12 protein-coding genes and 1 pseudogene are annotated in these 15,305 nt (G+C 67.6%); 6 read left to right on the top strand and 7 right to left on the bottom strand.

Translation table 11 applies throughout. The features are described 5' to 3' along the window. Positions 1–81: 81 nt before the first annotated feature. Positions 82–372, bottom strand: coding sequence for a hypothetical protein (locus CXQ90_RS07005; RefSeq protein ID WP_104138312.1), 291 nt, complete (start codon positions 370–372; stop codon positions 82–84). Between the two features lie 176 nt (positions 373–548). Between CXQ90_RS07005 and CXQ90_RS07000 the strand changes: the two are divergent. Continuing rightward, positions 549–1,081: pseudogene (locus CXQ90_RS07000) on the top strand (hypothetical protein). Positions 1,082–1,285: 204 nt separating this feature from the next. Here CXQ90_RS07000 and CXQ90_RS06995 read toward each other — a convergent pair. From CXQ90_RS06995 to CXQ90_RS06980, 4 genes are all read right to left on the bottom strand, one after another. Next, complete coding sequence (locus CXQ90_RS06995) at positions 1,286–2,539, bottom strand: AI-2E family transporter (protein ID WP_104138014.1); 1,254 nt, start codon at positions 2,537–2,539, stop codon at positions 1,286–1,288. Between the two features lie 137 nt (positions 2,540–2,676). Continuing rightward, the gene (locus CXQ90_RS06990; RefSeq protein WP_104138012.1) at positions 2,677–3,249 is read right to left on the bottom strand and encodes a hypothetical protein; all 573 of its coding nucleotides are present in this window, start codon (positions 3,247–3,249) and stop codon (positions 2,677–2,679) included. 290 nt (positions 3,250–3,539) lie between these two features. Then, positions 3,540–4,220, bottom strand: coding sequence for a FadR/GntR family transcriptional regulator (locus CXQ90_RS06985; RefSeq protein ID WP_104138011.1), 681 nt, complete (start codon positions 4,218–4,220; stop codon positions 3,540–3,542). A 6-nt stretch (positions 4,221–4,226) separates the two neighbouring features. Continuing rightward, a complete protein-coding gene (locus CXQ90_RS06980) occupies positions 4,227–5,468 on the bottom strand; it encodes an MFS transporter (protein WP_104138009.1) in 1,242 nt (413 codons plus the stop codon). 142 nt (positions 5,469–5,610) lie between these two features. Here CXQ90_RS06980 and CXQ90_RS06975 point away from each other — a divergent pair, with 142 nt between their 5' ends. After that, a complete protein-coding gene (locus tag CXQ90_RS06975; protein WP_104138008.1) occupies positions 5,611–7,251 on the top strand; it encodes a CYTH and CHAD domain-containing protein in 1,641 nt (546 codons plus the stop codon). A 29-nt stretch (positions 7,252–7,280) separates the two neighbouring features. Here the strand turns inward: CXQ90_RS06975 and CXQ90_RS06970 are convergent, their stop codons facing one another. Beyond that, a complete protein-coding gene (locus tag CXQ90_RS06970) occupies positions 7,281–8,714 on the bottom strand; it encodes a PucR family transcriptional regulator (RefSeq protein ID WP_104138006.1) in 1,434 nt (477 codons plus the stop codon). Positions 8,715–8,856: 142 nt separating this feature from the next. Between CXQ90_RS06970 and CXQ90_RS06965 the strand changes: the two genes are divergently transcribed. From CXQ90_RS06965 to CXQ90_RS06955, 3 genes are all read left to right on the top strand, one after another. Continuing rightward, on the top strand, positions 8,857–10,287 hold the full coding sequence (locus tag CXQ90_RS06965; protein ID WP_104138310.1) for a gamma-aminobutyraldehyde dehydrogenase: 1,431 nt from the start codon (positions 8,857–8,859) through the stop codon (positions 10,285–10,287). A gap of 39 nt (positions 10,288–10,326) precedes the next feature. After that, positions 10,327–11,691 (top strand): 4-aminobutyrate--2-oxoglutarate transaminase, encoded by a 1,365-nt coding sequence (gene gabT, locus CXQ90_RS06960; RefSeq protein ID WP_104138005.1) that lies wholly within the window; start codon positions 10,327–10,329, stop codon positions 11,689–11,691. A gap of 289 nt (positions 11,692–11,980) precedes the next feature. Beyond that, complete coding sequence (locus CXQ90_RS06955) at positions 11,981–12,856, top strand: universal stress protein (protein ID WP_104138003.1); 876 nt, start codon at positions 11,981–11,983, stop codon at positions 12,854–12,856. A gap of 159 nt (positions 12,857–13,015) precedes the next feature. Here CXQ90_RS06955 and rarD read toward each other — a convergent pair whose 3' ends face one another. After that, positions 13,016–14,131, bottom strand: coding sequence for an EamA family transporter RarD (gene rarD / locus CXQ90_RS06950; RefSeq protein WP_258064415.1), 1,116 nt, complete (start codon positions 14,129–14,131; stop codon positions 13,016–13,018). 114 nt (positions 14,132–14,245) lie between these two features. On the opposite strand from rarD, the gene CXQ90_RS06945 reads away from it, so the two are divergent. Beyond that, positions 14,246–15,247, top strand: a complete 1,002-nt coding sequence (locus CXQ90_RS06945) for a DNA topoisomerase IB (protein WP_104138002.1) — start codon at positions 14,246–14,248, stop codon at positions 15,245–15,247. Positions 15,248–15,305: the final 58 nt, after the last annotated feature.

Here is a 15,305-nt window from a genome sequence, read left to right as displayed (position 1 = left end):
TCCAGGGCCTTGGTGTTCGACGCCGCCTCTGCGACGTCCGCCGCTTCGCCGATGGTGGACTCCTCTTCGCTCGGGGGCCGGTCAGCCGTTCATCGGTCCTTCGGCGTGGATACTCTCTGATCCCTCACCGACGAGTTTCACCGTGCAACGGACCACCAGGCTGTCCGGTGCCGTGTCCACATCCACCAGGGCATCGCCGGCGCTGAGGACGGTGAAGACCTCCGAACCGGGCTCAACGTCGAAGCCCTTGGACTTTGCTGCTTCTGCCGCGTTGCTCAGCGCTTCCCGCTTGAGCTCGCCGACGTAGGCGGCATCGTCCTCGCGCGCAGAGTCCCCGAATGCCCAGCCGAACAGTGTTCCAGTTGATCCCATGGCGTTGATTTTACGCACAGGACCACCGATGTGACGGGCTACCGTAACGTTAGTAAGTGTGCTTACCATACATGCACCATGACTTTGGTGCGGCGAGCGGACTCCGGTGAAACCGGGGCCGCGGAAGCCAACAGTTCCATCTTGCAGGGTTTGATCTCTACGTTAGGAAACACATCATGGCAGGAAATCTTTTGGCCCGGTCCGTACACGACCTGACGGCGGCGGCCTGGTTCGGCGGTTCGCTCATGGGCGCTATCGGCCTCAACGGGGCAGCGGCGGAAGCCAAGGACCCCGCCGAACGCACCGGCTCTCGAGCCGCGGCTGGATGAAATGGGCTCCGATTCAGACCGCAGCCTTCGCTTCACACCTCGTCGCGGACCTCGCGATCGCCTGGGAGAACAGGGAACGCATCGCCAAGCAGGACAGCGTTGGGGCGGACACCATCTACAAGACGGCAGTCACCCTGGCGGGTGCGGCGGTGACGCTGTATGCGGGCGTCCTTGGCAAGAAGGTCGAAAAGCTGGCAGGCGAGGGTGCCGAAGGCGCCACCGAGCCCGGCGCCGGCGCGTCCGACCAACTGCAGGCGGCGCAGAAGCAGCTCAAGGCGCTGCAGTGGACCATTCCGGTCTTCGCTGCCTGGGTCATCGTCCTCGGCGCCAAGCACGGCGAGATGCAGCGGCCCAAGAACGTGTTCAAGGGCCTCCGCTAAGACCGGTTCCTTCTAAAGGGCCGCCCTTTTAGCGGGCCACCCTAAGAACGACGGCGGCCGGGCACCTCAGGTGCCTGGCCGCCATTTCGCGTTTCCGCGGTTGCTCTGATGCCGGACTGAGCGCGAAGCCAAACTGGCCGCGGCGGGCGCGCTGGCCACCCCGGGTGCGGCCCGCCGTCGTGGGCTGGCTACGCCGGGGGATGGCTACGCGGGCTGGCTGTTGGCAGGGGGCAGTTCCGGGTTCATGGGCTCAAGGGTAGGATCTTCGGCGGTCCAGACTTGGATGATCGCCCAGGTCACAGCCGCCAGCGGCACCGAAAGGACGGCGCCAACGATGCCCGCCAGGATGGTGCCCGCCGTCAACGCCATCAGGATGACAAGTGCGTGGAGCTGGAGCGCGTTGCCCATCACGATCGGCTGCAGCAGGTCACCCTCGACCTGGTTGACGACGATCACCACGGCCACCACGATCAGGGCCACCACGGGTCCGTTGGCCACCAGGGCCACCAGGGCGGCGAGGATCCCGGCCACAGTGGCTCCCACGAGCGGCACGAAGGCGCCGATGAAAACAATGATCGCCAGCGGGATGGCCAGTGGTACCTGCAGGATCAGCAGGGCGGCCCCGATGGCCACCGTATCCACCAGCGCCACGATGGCGGTGCCGCGGACGTAACCGCCCAGGACCTCGAGGGTCCGCTGGCCGGAGCGCCGCAGCATGGCCTCGCGGCGGCCGGAGAACGGCCGCAGGAAGAAGTTCCAGATCTTGGCGCCGTCCTTCAGGAAGAAGAACAGGATCACCACCATGAGGGCGGAGCCCGCGAGGAATTCGGTGACCACGGACAGCCCCGTGATGGCTCCGGAGCGCACCTGGCTGCTGGCCGCGAACTGGATTAGTCCCTCACGTGCCTGATTCAGCTGCTCGCGGTCGAGGGGCACGGGGCCGGTGAGCAGGAACTTTTCCAGTTCGTCCAGGCCGGAGGTTGCCTGCTGGGCCAGTTCGCCCCATTGGCTGCGGACGGACAGATAGATCACCGTGCTGACTCCGGCCAGCAGGAGCAGCAGGGCCACGAAGGCCACGCCGGTGGCAACGCCGCCCGGCAGGCCCCGGCGCCGCAGCACGTTGACGAACGGGCCGATGGCCGCGGCCAGGATCAGCGCGATCACGATCGGTATGACCAGGAGCCTGACCTGCAGGAGCCCGTAGGTGGCCACGACGGCGACGGCCAGCACCAGCAGGACCTGCGCGCTCCGGATGCTAACCCTGCCGAAGCCGTCGGCCCAGAGCTCACCGGGAGACTTCCTTTCCCGCGCAGGCTTGCCTTTCCGCGGCTGCGGGAGCTGGCCTGATGATTGCTGCCCAGTGGAATCCTGCCCGGGCGATTCCTGCTCAGTCGATTCGGGTCCGGTCGGTTTGTGCCCGGGCGATTCCTGCTCGGACAGTTCAGCTGATCGGGCCATTGGAACTCCTCGTCATCAGCGGGCAGCGGGGAGCATCGAACCCCCCGGAATTGACTCCCCGGCTCAGGTAGTAAGCCTACTGAGGTGTCCGGAAATGGTGAAACACGCGCTGCCGGGCCTGCGCCTTAGAACCCGCCTCAAAACTCGGCGTTGACGAACCCGATGACGATCGCCGTCCACCAGCACGCCTGCGAAATGCCCAGGCAGGACAGCATATGGAACCGCTGGCCAGGCGTCAGCGCGTTGAACGTGGTAGTAGGTGGCATGACCAGAAGGCGGCGCATGAGGGGGATCAGCATGATGCCGTTGAGCATGAGGACCAGCACGGCAACGAGCTTGATCACGGTCAGCGGATTGGCCAGGTTGGGGCTCAGGAACACGCCCGTGAACAGCAGGCCGACTATGCCCGTCCAGATCAGGGGACTCGCGGCATCGTCCAGCCGGATGGTTTCGAAGAGTTTTCGCTTCCCGATGAGCCACAGGAAACCGTGCCAGTCCACCAGCACGATGGCTCCAAAAGCCACCACCATTGCGAGGATGTGCGAAGCAACGGCCAGGACCCGGAGGGCGCCCTGGGCGGTGATGTACGTTCCCGTCACCACCGCCAGCGTCCAGGCGGCCGCGGCACCCAGGCACAGGATGGCAACCAGGCGCCGGGATGACCTGTGGGGGAGCGGCATGGCACGGCCGGCTGATGCGCTGTAGGTCATGGTGTACCTCCAATTGCCTGAAGGACTACGTCCACGGCCCGCCCGTGTTGCCGCTGGGTAAACCGCTGGCACCAGAGTCAAACGGCGACCCCGCGAAAACCTTGGAAAAACCTTGGAAAACGGCCCTGCACCCCTCGGGAAGGTCCCCCAAACGGCGGGGTGCGGGGCCGGAAAGCCGCCTTGCCGGCGGTCCGCCGTTCGCCAAATGTTTACCGCAGCCGCCACCCCCAAGCCGCACCCGCACGCCGCACCCACGCGCCCCACGCCCGCCGGCCGCGCGGTAACGGGCGCTACTCCCGGAGCCACTCCGCGCAGGAATTGAGGTTCCGGTGGACGCTGGCCACAGCGGCGTCGCCGTCGTGCGCCTCGATGGCGTCCACCAGCTCGCCGTGGCCCTCGTGCGGCAGTCCGTTGAAGCCGCTGCGCCGCTGCTGCTTCAGCAGGTCGTTGTGGAAGACCTCGCCGAAGCTGACGTAGAGCTCGTGCAGGAGCGGGTTGCCGGAGGCCTGTGCCACCTGCTCATGGAAGCCCCAGTCTGCCCGGGCCCAGCGCGCGTAGTCGGCTGCGTGCCACGAGTCTTCGCGTTCGGCGAGCAACGCACGCATGGCGGCGACGTCGTCGGCGGTTGCGTGCCTGGCGGCAAGGCGTGCCGCCTGGGTATCCAGACCCACCCGCACTTCGAGGATGTGCTCATCCGTATGGTCCTGGTACAGCCGCCGGGCCGCGCCGGAGATCTCGCTGGTGGCGCGGACGTAGGTGCCGTCGCCGCGGCGCACTTCGAGCATCCCGCTGTGGGCCAGGGCCTTGATGGCCTCCCGCAGCGTTCCGCGGGAGACGCCCAGGCCGGCCATGAGCTCGGTTTCGGACGGGATGCGCTGTTGCATCGGCCACTCGCCCGAGTGGATCATCTCCCGGAGTTTGGCGGTGATTTCGTCCGCCAGCGGCGGGCGGTGCGAGGTGCTCAGGGTCATGGCGTTCTATTCCTTCGTTCCGGCAGTGGTCGGCGTCCGGGCCACGCGGCCGCCGCTCAGGAGGTGGGCCACGACGATCTGGGTAATCGCGATGGCCAGCAGCAGCGCCAGCGGAAGCGTCCAGCCGCCTGTTGCACTGTGCAGCAGGCCCATGCCGAACGGCCCGACCGTAGCCAGGAGGTAGCCGGTGGACTGCGCCAGGGTGGAGAGCGCCGTGGTCTCGGCCGTGGTCTGCCCGCTGCGGCTGATCATCACCATGACCAGGGGGAAAATGCCGAGGCCGAAACCCAGCAGGACGGCGGGGATGACCGCCAGGGCAACGGGCAGGAAGAGGAGAGCGGCTACCCCGGCGGTCATGGTGAGGGTAGCCATGTAGAAGGCCGGGCGCAGCATGCCCGGGCGGGAGCCGACGGCGATCAGCACCATGCCGGCAGGGACGGAGACGAGCTGCATGAGCCCGTACATCAGGCCGCTCTCCGCCGCGCTCAGCCCCATGGTGGTCAGCATGTAGGGGAACCAGCTCAGCAGTGCGTAGGCGAGCAGTGCCTGCAGCGTGAAGATCGCGGTGATCAGGAGCCCTTTCCGGGTGCGCAGCAGCGGCCACGGAGAGACATGGCCAGCGGTTTTCCGGACGCTGTTGCGGTGCGCGTGGAGCGCCACCGGCACGAAGCCGAGGAAGGCCGCCACCGCGAGGATTCCGATCGCGCCCACACCCGCCGACGGCGAGCCAAGCAGCTGGGCCAGCGGTACCACCACAATGGCAGTGACCGTGGCTCCGCTGGTCATGGTCACGGTGTACAAGCCGGTCATGAGGGAGGTGCGGCCGGCAAAGTGCTCACGGATGAAGGACGGCATGGCAACATTGCAGACCGCCAGGCCGGACATCCCCAGCACCGTGCCGGCCACCAGCATGCCGGTCGACGGAATGCCGCGGACCAGCAGTCCTGCCGCCAGCATAGCGAGGGACAGCAGGATGGACTTCTCGACGCCGAGCCTCCCCGTGAGCCACGAGGTTGCCGCTCCCGCCACCGCGAAACACAGCGTGGGAATGGAGGGAATGATCGACGCGACCAGCGGGCCGTAGCCCAGGACGAGCTGAAGATCGTGCAGCAGTGCCGACGCCCCGGTGATCCCGGCGCGGAGGTTGAGCCCGATCAGCACGAGTGCAATGACGCCGGCGACGACGGCGGCACGCGGCCGGGGCAGGGCGGCTGCCGTCACCGGGGGAGCGGAGGAAGTGGTGGCCATCCCTTAACGTTAGACGTTAGACGTTTGATGTCTAAGGTTTTGTGGCGAAACTCTCGCGGCCCTGCGGTCCTCGGCATAGACTCAGGCCACGGAGACATCCGGGCCGGAGCGGCCCGCCGATGGGAAAGGATGCCGTGCGGCCATGACTGCCGAGGGCACTGAAACCGAGAAGAAGTACGACGTCGACACCGCGGCTCCACTGCCGGCCCTCAAGGACATTCCGGGCGTCGGGCGCGTGGGCGAGCCCTACGAGGCGCGCCTGGACGCGGTGTATTTCGATACGGAGGACCTGGCGCTCGCCGCCCGCCGCATCACGCTGCGGCGCCGGACCGGCGGGTCCGACGCCGGCTGGCACCTCAAGTTGCCGCAGGCGTCCATGGCAGCATCAGAAGCCGGGCAGCGCCAGGAGATCCACGCGCCGCTGGGCCAGCCCGACGTCGTGCCTGACAAACTGCTGGCCCACCTTCACGCCTACCTCCGGGGCTCCGGACTCGCCCGGGTGGCCAGGCTGGACACCACGCGCACTACCATCGCCCTTTACGGGCACGACGGCGTGCACCTCGCCGACTTTGCCGACGATCACGTGGACGCCGAGGTGCTGACGGGGGAGGCAGGCGCCGGGGATGCCCGCGCGCCGAAGCGGGAGTGGCGCGAATGGGAACTCGAACTTGTCCACGGGAGGCCGGAGCTTTTTCCGGCCGCCGCGGCATGCCTGGCTGCGGCAGGCGCGCGGCCCGCACCGCACGAGTCCAAACTGGGCCGGGCGCTGGGGAAGGCGTGGCCGCAGAGCGCGGAGGCGGCACACGACGGCAGCGCACCGGCGGAAGGGGCACCGGCGGAAGGGGCGGCGCTGGCGGAAGGGGCGCGAGCCGCAAAGAAGCCCGGCAAAAAGCGGCCCGGCAAGAAGTGGCCGGCGTCCGCCGTCGTTACCGCATACCTTGGCGGGCAGATCGACGAGCTGCTGGTACAGGATCCCCGCGTTCGGCTGGAGGAACCGGACGCCGTGCATGCCATGCGCTCAGCGGCCCGCCGGATGAGGTCGGCCCTGGCCGTCTACCGGAAGCTCTTTGGCGCAGCGGCGGTGCGCCGGCTCAGGGATGAACTGCAGTGGATCGGCCGGATCCTCGGTACGCCCCGCGATGCGGAAGTCATGCTTGACCGGCTGCGGGAGCACGCCGCCGAGCTCCCGCAGGACCAGGCCGGGGACGTCGTGAAGGAGCGCGTGGAACGCGAACTGGGCACCAGGTTCAACGCCGGCTACACGAAAGCACAGGAAGTCCTGCTGACCGATCGCTACTTCCGGCTCTTGGACGACCTCGAGGGATTCCGCGACCACCCGCCCGTCCGTCCCCTCGCGTCAGCGCCGGGGCGAAAAGTGGCCGGCAAGTTGGTGAACAGGACGGCAAAGCGGCTGCGCCGCGCGCAAGCGGCAGCACGTTCCGCGGAGGGCACGGCGCGCGATGCCGCGCTGCACCAGGTGCGCAAGGACGCCAAGCGTGTCCGGCATGCCGCGGAATCGGTTGGCCCGGTCTACGGCAAGCGTGCCTCGAGACTCGCCAAAGCCGCGCAAAAGCAGCAGAAGATCCTCGGCGATCACCACGACAGCGTCATCGCCCGGGAAGTGCTCGGAAAGCTCGGATCGGCCCCGGACCTTCCCGAGCCCGTGGCCCTGGCCTACGGCTCGCTGAAGGAGCGGGAGGAGCGCGTCGCCGCCGCCAACGAAGGCAAATACCGCAAGGCCCGCAGGAAGGCCGGCAAGCTCCTGAAGCGCGGCGTCAAGTAGCCCGTTACCGCCTGCTTGCCCGGCACGCCTCAGGCGTGCCGGGCCCCGAGCCGCGAGACTGCCAGCGCCAGCCAGAGCTGCACGCGGTCGGCGGTGACGGAGGGGTCGTAGCCGGTGAGCTCGGTGATCTGCGCGAGCCGGTACCGGACCGTGTTCCGGTGCAGCGTGAGGGCCTCCGCCACGGCCGCCACCGAGCCGTTGTTGTTCAGGTAGCTCTCCAGCGTGGCCATCAGTTCGGCGCCGTGGGCGGCGTCGAAGGAACGGAGCGGAGTCAGCGATTCGTTGGCCATGTCCGCGAGCGGTACGTCCTCGCTCGCGAGCAGCAGCGATGTCAGGCTGAGCCGCTCGGGCTCGTTGACCGGGAGCCCGTGGCTCGCCGCGTCGCGCGCCTCGAAGTAGCTCCAGCGCAGGCCGTTCGGCTTTGTGTAGGCGCCCCCGATGCCGATCGTCGCGTGGATGCCGGCCTCGGCCAGGTGATCGCTAAGGCTCTTGGCCAGCGCTGTGGCGCCGCGGCCGTCGTCGGGAATCACCGTAATCAGGTCCTTCCCGACGACGGCGGTCACCGCCTTTTCGAGGGCCCGCGGCAGCGATGAGGTAACGAGCTGCTTGTGGTGCGCCTCGGAGCCGGCGAGTATCACCACGTTTTTGCGGGTGCTGTTGATGCCCGTTCCCGCGAGCCGCCGGGTGGCCTCGCTCGGGTCCAGCGTTCCGTGAATCACGTCCTCGAGCACCTGGCCGCAGAGCGCGCGCTCGGCCTGGCGCTGCTTCACCATGTTGTTGAGTTCCACGCTGATGAGGTTCTGCGCGTATCCCACGATGCCCGAATCTTCGAACGGCTGCTTCACCCACAGCGTGCACGCGTCCCGGCGGCCCGTGGGAATCGGATAGGACGCCCAGGACTCTGCCGACGGCGGCTCGGTGCTGCTGTTGTAGAGCTGCGCCGTGAACTGGGTCAGGACGATGTCCGTGCGCAGCATGCCGCCCAGGTGTCGGAGGAGCTCGGCCAGGCCGCCGCCGGTGAGCAGGGCGCGGGCCAGGATCTGGTGCCCGGCGATGAGCCGCTCCAGCTTGGAGTAATGGTCGGCCGACTGCGCGTCGGCCACCAGCTTGCCGATGGCGATGAACGGCGTCTCGTACGGGACCTCAACAATGGGCAGTCCCCAGCGGTTGGCTTCGGCGATCAGGGCCGGCGGAACGGCGTCGTGCGTCAGTCCCACGCCGAACCCGATCCCCACCGCGCCGGCACGCTGGACCTGACGGACGAACCGCCGCTGTTCCGGTGCGCTGCGCAGCCGCATCCCGGTGGTGAGCACCAGTTCGCCGCCGTTGAGGAAACGCTGCGGATCCTCCTGCTCGGTGACCGCCACCCAGTGGATGTCCTGGTGGGAGGTGGTCTCTGCCAGGCCGGCTTTCTTGAGCCCCAGAGAGTGCACGGCGAGCAGCGCCGCGAGGGAAATTGCCATGCATCAAGGGTAGCCGGATGCTGGCCAATCGCACTAAAGCTTCACGCCAAGGGTGTGCAGGTGGCTATTCCACGGCTTGCCGGGCTGGCATAGGCTCGAAGCAGCCGCATCACATCATCAGCACGAAAAGAGGTTGTACACCGTGGTTCAAACCTTGCAGAACTTCATCAACGGCGAGTTCGTCACGCCCGCCGGCACCGGACTGCTTGACATCGTGAATCCCGCGAGCGGTGAAGTGGTGGCCAAGTCGCCCATCTCCGTCGCGGAGGACGTCGACGCCGCCATGACGGCCGCCAAGGATGCCTTCAAGACCTGGAAGCACGCCACCCCCGGCCAGCGGCAGCTCATGCTCCTCAAGCTGGCCGATGCCATCGAGGCCAACAGCGACGAACTCGTTGAGGCGCAGCACCGCAACACCGGGCAGGTCCGTTCCCTGATCGCGTCCGAGGAAGTTGCCGCCGGCGCCGACCAGCTCCGCTTCTTCGCCGGCGCGGCCCGCATCCTCGAAGGAAAATCGGCCGGAGAGTACTTCGAGGGCCACACCTCGTTCGTCCGCCGCGAACCCATCGGCGTTGTTGCCCAGGTGGCGCCGTGGAATTACCCGTTCCTCATGGCCATCTGGAAGATCGGCCCCGCGCTCGCCGCCGGCAACACCGTGGTCCTCAAGCCCTCGGACACCACGCCGGAATCCACCCTGGTGCTGGCCAAGCTGGCCAAGGACATCTTCCCGGCCGGCGTGCTCAACGTCGTCCTCGGCACCGGCGAAACCGGCGCCATGATGGTGGAGCACAAGGTCCCCGGCCTCGTCTCCATCACCGGATCCGTCCGCGCCGGCATCGCCGTTGCGTCCGGCGCCGCGAAGGGACTCAAGCGTGCCCACCTGGAGCTCGGCGGCAAGGCCCCGGCCATCGTCTTCAAGGACGCCGACATCAAGAAGAGCGCCGCTGCCATTGCCGAGTTCGCCTTCTTCAACGCCGGCCAGGACTGCACCGCGATCACACGCGTGCTGGTCGAGGACTCAGTGCACGACGACGTCGTGGCGGCCATGGTGGAGCACACCAAGACGCTGCACACCGGTTCGCAGAACGACGAAGACAACTACTTCGGCCCGCTGAACAACGTCAACCACTTCAAGGCGGTCAGCGCCGTTGTCGAGTCGCTGCCGGAAAACTGCCGGATCGAGACCGGTGGCCACCGCGCCGGCGACAAGGGCTTCTTCTTCGAGCCCACCATCATCACCGGCGCCAAGCAGACCGATGACATCGTGCAGAAGGAAACCTTCGGCCCCGTCATCACCGTGCAGAAGTTCAGCACGGAACAGGAAGCCGTGGACATGGCCAACGACGTCGAATACGCCCTGGCCTCAAGCGTCTGGACGTCGGACCACGGCACGGCCATGCGGCTGAGCCGCGATCTCGATTTCGGCGCGGTCTGGATCAACACCCACATCCTGCTCACCGCCGAAATGCCCCACGGCGGCTTCAAACAGTCCGGCTACGGCAAGGACCTCTCCATGTACGGCGTCGAGGACTACACGCGCATCAAGCACGTCATGAGCGCACTTGATGCATAACGCAGACGCTTACTCCTCACGCGAAGAAAGGCCAACTTCATGACCACCACCGCAAGCGAAATCACCTACCGTCTCGAGCAGAAGCGGCGCGTCCAGGCCGACTTCCCCGGCCCGAAGTCCGTGGCACTGTCCGAACGCCGTAAGGCCGTGGTTGCCGCCGGAGTCGCCTCCAGCGTTCCGGTTTACGTCGCGGACGCCGACGGCGGCATCATCCACGACGTCGACGGCAACTCCTTCATCGACCTCGGCTCGGGTATCGCCGTGACGAGCGTCGGCGCGTCCGATCCCGCCGTCGTCGGCGCCGTGAAGGAGGCCGTGGAACACTTCACCCACACCTGCTTCATGGTCACGCCGTACGAAGGGTACGTCGCGGTCGCCGAGCAGCTGAACCGCCTCACCCCGGGCGACCACGAGAAGCGAACCGTCCTCTTCAACTCCGGTGCGGAGGCCGTGGAAAACGCCGTCAAGGTGGCGCGGCTCGCAACCGGACGGGACGCCGTCGTCGCCTTTGACCATGCCTACCACGGCCGCACCAACCTGACCATGGCGCTGACCGCCAAGGCCATGCCGTACAAAACCAACTTCGGACCGTTCGCGCCCGAGGTGTACCGCATGCCCATGAGCTACCCGTACCGCGAGGAAAACCCCTCGATCACCGGTGCCGAGGCCGCCAAGCGCGCCATCACCATGATCGAAAAGCAGATCGGCGGCGAATCTGTTGCCGCGATCATCATCGAACCCATCCAAGGCGAGGGCGGCTTCATCGTTCCGGCCGACGGCTTCCTGCCGGCGCTGGCAGCGTGGGCCAAGGAGAAGGGCATCGTCTTCATTGCGGACGAGGTCCAGTCCGGCTTTTGCCGCACGGGCGAGTGGTTCGCCGTGAATCACGAGGGTGTCGTTCCGGACATCATCACCATGGCCAAGGGGATCGCCGGCGGCATGCCGCTGTCCGCGATCACAGGCCGGGCCGACCTGCTCGACGCCGTCCACCCGGGCGGCCTGGGCGGCACCTACGGTGGCAACCCGGTGGCATGCGCCGCCGCGCTGGCCTCCATCGGGTCCATGAAGGAATACAACCTCAATGCCAGGGCGAAGCACATCGAGGAACTGGCGGTGAGCCGCCTCAGCGAGCTCGCAACCGAGCTTGCTGAGCGTTCCGTGATCGGCGAGATCCGCGGCCGCGGCGCGATGCTGGCCATCGAACTGGTCCAGGCCGGGTCCAAGGAGCCCAACCCGGAGCTCACTAAGGCCGTGGCGGCCGCCTGCCTCAAGGAAGGCGTCATCATCCTGACCTGCGGCACATACGGCAACGTCATCCGCCTGCTGCCGCCGCTGGTCATCAGCGACGAACTCCTGACGGACGGGCTGAACGTGCTGGCCGCTGCCATCAAGGCCAACGCATAGTCACTGCAGGATGGAGCACAGGCGGACAGAAGCGCGAACGGGCAGATAATGCCCCCGGCAGGCGCTGAACTGGGCATTATCTGCTCGTTCGCGCTGAGCCGTTCGCGCCGAGCTCGTTCGCGCTGAGCTGCACCAACCGGTGGGCCGGGCACTTTCACAGGTGCCCGGCCCGTCGTCGTTTCCGCGGGTAGAGTCAGTCTCACCACTGCACCACATAACGCAGACCGCGCAGCGACGCCGGGAATCCGGGCGGCGCTGCCGTCTGCCCTGACCCGAAAAGGGGGTTCCCATGCGATACGTAGTCGGCTACACACCCACCGAGCGCGGCGCGGACGCCGTCGCCCTGGCCACGTCCATGGCGATGGCCCAGGGTGCGCACCTGGACCTTGTCTATGTCGTCAAGAAGGGCGCCCCGTACGTGGCGCTGAACCCCCAAGGCAGCCGGGTGAGCGCCGCCGAGCAGGAGGTGCTGACGGCCGAACGGGTGGGGATGGGCCAGGTCCCCGAGGGCCTCGACGCCAAGTTCCACGTCCGGGAAGCGGATTCCTTTGCCAGCGGGCTCATAGACGCCGCGGTGGAGTTCAAGGCAGGGCTGATCGTGGTGGGCGCGGCCAGCAACGGCCTGTTCAAGCGCTATTCGGTGGGCAGTGTGGCCAACGCCCTGCTGCACGCCTCGCCCGTGCCGGTGGCCCTGGCGCCCCGGGGGTACCAGCGCAAAGCGCCGGTGACCCGGCTGACAGTGGCAGTGGGCCAGCGCGCCGGGGCCGATGCCGCGATCGACGTCGCCATCGACGCGGCGAAGCGGCGCGGCGTTCCCCTGCGCCTGGTGTCACTCGTGGAGCTGGACGCCGCCGCGGGCGATGCCGGCGAGGCGGTCAACGCCGCACACATCCACGCCAACACCGTGCTGGCCGACGCCGCCGGAAAGCTGCCTGGCGGGCATGGTGTCAGCGTGATCGTGGCCCACGGACGCACCATCGAGGAAGCCATTGACGGGCTCGAATGGGACGAGGCGGAGGTCCTGATCGTGGGCTCCTCACGCCTGGCGCAGAAGAACCGCATGTTCCTCGGCAGCACGGCCAACAAGGTGCTGCGTGCCCTGCCGGTGCCCATGGTGGTTGTTCCCCGGGATTACGAGCGGGTCGGCCCAACCCACGAGCTCTGACCCCCTCCACCAAGCGCGAACGAACACTTGAGCCCCGGCTCCCGAGCGCGAACGAGCAGATAATGCCCTCAAAACGCGGAAAACCGGGCATTAAGTGCTCGTTCGCGCTGGGGTAGTGAAGGCGTGCAGGGCGTTAAGTGCTCGTTCGCGCTCAGGGGCTTAAGTGTTCGCTCGCGCTTCCCGCAGGGACTGTTTCTTGGCTACGGAGTTCTTCCGGGCGACGGCCAGCATGTCCACCGTGAGCACCAGCAGCGCCAGCCACACGACGCCGAACCCGATCCAGCGGTCCAGCGTCATGGCCTCGTGGAACACCGCCAGGGCAACGATGAACTGCAGCACCGGCGCGAAGTACTGCAGCAGCCCGATGGTGGTCATCGGCAGCCGGCGTGCGGACGCGCCGAAGAACAGCAGCGGCACCGCGGTGATGACGCCGGACGACACGAGCAGCCAGAAATGCCCGGCGCCGTGGCTCGTCAGCGACGCGCCGCCGCTGACCGCCAGGAAAATCATGGTGGCGGCCGCCAGGGGAGCGAGGACGATCGTCTCCACTGTGAGGCTGGTAACCGCGTCGACGCGCGGCCCCACCCGCTTCTTGACGAACCCGTACAACCCGAAGCTGACGGCCAGCGTGAGCGCGATCCACGGCAACTTGCCGTAGGAGAACGTCAGCACGATCACGGCAATAAAACCGATTCCGACGGCGGCCCACTGGAGGGGCCGGAGCGTCTCCTTGAGCACGAAGACGCCCAGAAGGACGGACACGAGGGGGTTGATGAAGTAGCCCAGTGAGGCTTCGACGGCCTGTCCGGTGGTCACGCCGTAGGTGTACGTCAGCCAGTTGACCGCAATCAGCCCGGCGGCAATCGCCAGGGTGAGGAGCACGGAACGGTTCCGGAACGCCGCACCCAGGACCCGCCAGGTCCGTGTAACGGTGATCAGCAGCGTGCAGAAGAGCAGGGACCAGACCACCCGGTTTGCCACGATTTCGACGGCGCCCGCCGGCTGGAGTACGAAGAAGTACAGGGGAAGCAGCCCCCACAGTCCGTAGGCGCCGACGCCGAACAGGATTCCCGCCGTCGTCTCCTTGTCCACGGCCTTCAGGCCGCCCGGCTTGTCGGTCTGCCCGCCGCCCGGTTTGCCGGACTGGCCGCCGCCGGTCTGCCCGCTGCCGGGGCTACCGGCGGGGCGGATCGCGTCGGATAGCGCTGCGCCGGGAGCGGCGGCAGCCGGGACGGCGGAGGACACGGGTCCGTTGGGCTTAGGCACAAGACCAATAACACCACCCGGAGGGCAGGTATTCCGCCTGCCCGGAAGCGTGTTTGCCTGCGGCCGCGGAATAGTCAGTAGGCTTGTCATTATGAGCATGACGCCCCGGCAGGAATCGGCCCGATGAGGCTCCGGCACAGCAACGCGTCCGGCCGCGGATACCGCAGGGTGGCGGCCGGAACCGGATTCAGTTACCGCGACCTCGACGGGAAGACGCTGCCGCCGGGGCCGGTGCGGGACCGCCTCGAAAGCATCGGCATTCCGCCGGCCTGGACGGACGTGTGGATTGCGCCGTTTGAGAACGGCCACATCCAGGCCACGGGGTTGGACGCCGTCGGGCGCCGCCAGTACATCTACCACCCAGCGTGGCGCGAGCGGAAAGACCGCGTGAAGTTCGACCGCGCGCTCCAGCTCGCCGAGTCGCTGCCGGCGGCGCGCCGGCTGGTCACCATGGATCTCAGGAGCGAGGGCGTCACCCGGCAGCGCGTCCTGGCCGCCGCCTTCCGGATGCTGGACAGCGGATCGCTGCGAGTCGGTTCCGAGCGCTATACCAACGAAAACGGCAGCCATGGCCTGGCCACCCTGCTTTGCGCACACGTCCACGTGCGCAAGGACCGCCTGCAGCTCAGCTTTCCGGCCAAGAGCGGCAAGACCTGGGAGTCGGAATTCACCGATCCGGACCTCGCAGCCCTGGTCCGGGTCCTCAAGAGGCGCGGCCCCAACGCGCGGTTGCTGGCCTACAAGGAGGGGCGGAACTGGCATCCGCTGACAAGCGCCGACATCAACGGCTATGTCAAGGAACGCACGGGCTCCGACTTCACGGCCAAGGACTTCAGGACCCTGCGGGGAACGGCAGCCGCGGCGGTGTGCCTCGCGCAGGGCGGGCCGCAAAAAACCGTGGCCGCGCGGAAGGGCGTCATCAGCACCGCCATGCAGGACGCGGCCGTGGCACTGGGGAACACGCCGTCGATCGCGCGGAAAAGCTACGTCGACCCTCGCCTGCTGGACCATTTCTCGGCCGGCGAAACCATCGACCCCAAACGGCTGGACTCGGTGGAATCTGAGCTGCGCGCCCTGCTCTATGCCGAAGGCGACGTGGTGGCATTGCGCAGCAGCGGCGGCTGACGCCCGTCGCCCGGCGGCTGACGCCCCGCGCCCGGCAGCTGACGCCCGATCCTCGCCC

Source organism: Arthrobacter sp. ZGTC131 (assembly GCF_002929275.1).
Lineage (GTDB): Bacteria > Actinomycetota > Actinomycetes > Actinomycetales > Micrococcaceae > Arthrobacter.
The sequence above is the reverse complement of the archived record's forward strand: the minus strand, read 5'-3'. Positions and strand labels throughout refer to the sequence as shown.

Excerpts from the sequence above, each read along its gene's own strand:
- CXQ90_RS07005 (WP_104138312.1), bottom strand. The coding sequence starts at position 372 with ATGGGATCAACTGGAACACTGTTCGGCTGGGCATTCGGGGACTCTGCG.
- CXQ90_RS06995 (WP_104138014.1), bottom strand. The coding sequence starts at position 2,539 with ATGGCCCGATCAGCTGAACTGTCCGAGCAGGAATCGCCCGGGCACAAA.
- CXQ90_RS06990 (WP_104138012.1), bottom strand. The coding sequence starts at position 3,249 with ATGACCTACAGCGCATCAGCCGGCCGTGCCATGCCGCTCCCCCACAGG.
- CXQ90_RS06985 (WP_104138011.1), bottom strand. The coding sequence starts at position 4,220 with ATGACCCTGAGCACCTCGCACCGCCCGCCGCTGGCGGACGAAATCACC.
- CXQ90_RS06980 (WP_104138009.1), bottom strand. The coding sequence starts at position 5,468 with ATGGCCACCACTTCCTCCGCTCCCCCGGTGACGGCAGCCGCCCTGCCC.
- CXQ90_RS06975 (WP_104138008.1), top strand. The coding sequence starts at position 5,611 with ATGACTGCCGAGGGCACTGAAACCGAGAAGAAGTACGACGTCGACACC.
- CXQ90_RS06970 (WP_104138006.1), bottom strand. The coding sequence starts at position 8,714 with ATGGCAATTTCCCTCGCGGCGCTGCTCGCCGTGCACTCTCTGGGGCTC.
- gabT (WP_104138005.1), top strand. The coding sequence starts at position 10,327 with ATGACCACCACCGCAAGCGAAATCACCTACCGTCTCGAGCAGAAGCGG.
- CXQ90_RS06955 (WP_104138003.1), top strand. The coding sequence starts at position 11,981 with ATGCGATACGTAGTCGGCTACACACCCACCGAGCGCGGCGCGGACGCC.
- CXQ90_RS06945 (WP_104138002.1), top strand. The coding sequence starts at position 14,246 with ATGAGGCTCCGGCACAGCAACGCGTCCGGCCGCGGATACCGCAGGGTG.